We start from the raw sequence: 815 nt of genomic DNA, 5'->3' as shown, positions 1-815 counted from the left end.
GCAGGCGATAGGATACCCGTCGACGGCGAGATCATCCATGGGGCGTCGGATCTCGACTGCTCGCTGGTTTCCGGCGAGAGCACGCCCCGAAGCGTAGCGCCAGGCGAACCCGTGCAGGCTGGCGTGCTCAACCTTACCGGCTCGCTGACGATCAAGGCGACAGCCGCCGCGAAGGATTCGTTCCTGGCGGAAATGGTTCGGCTTATGGAAGCTGCCGAGGGCGGCCGGGCACATTATCGCCGGATCGCCGATCGCGTTTCAGCGCTTTATGCTCCTGTGGTTCATCTTACCGCCTTCGTGACGTTCCTCGGCTGGATGGCGGCGACCGGCGACTGGCATCGGGCGATGACCATCGCCATTGCCGTTCTCATCATCACATGCCCGTGCGCGCTCGGCCTCGCCGTGCCGATCGTTCAGGTGGTCGCCGCGCGGCGCCTGTTTGAGAACGGCATCATGGTCAAGGACGGTTCGGCCATGGAGCGCCTGGCGACGATCGATGCCGCGGTGTTCGACAAGACCGGAACGCTCACGCTCGGAAAACCGCGGCTCGTCAATGCATCGTCGATCGATCCGGCCATGCTGGCAATTGCAGCCGACATGGCGGCGCATTCGCGCCACCCGTTTTCAAAGGCCATAGCCGGCTTTGCCGCGCCTGGCGGGCAGCGCAAATTCGATACCGTCATCGAGCAGCCGGGATTTGGCATCGAAGCCGCTGCCGCCGGAAACATCTGGCGGCTGGGTCGACGCGGATGGGCTGGATGGAAAGCCCGCACCGGCGGCGAAGGCCGACATGGCTATGGCGGGACGGTTCTGAC

Annotated in this window: 1 protein-coding gene; it reads left to right on the top strand. The window is 64.7% G+C overall.

What is annotated here, in order from left to right; translation table 11 throughout:
- The coding region (locus tag NKI20_RS33635) for an HAD-IC family P-type ATPase (protein WP_352838300.1) at positions 1 to 815 on the top strand (815 nt) is incomplete at both ends.

This window comes from Mesorhizobium sp. M0830, assembly GCF_040319965.1.
Taxonomy (GTDB): Bacteria; Pseudomonadota; Alphaproteobacteria; order Rhizobiales; family Rhizobiaceae; genus Mesorhizobium.
The sequence above is the reverse complement of the archived record's forward strand: the minus strand, read 5'-3'. Positions and strand labels throughout refer to the sequence as shown.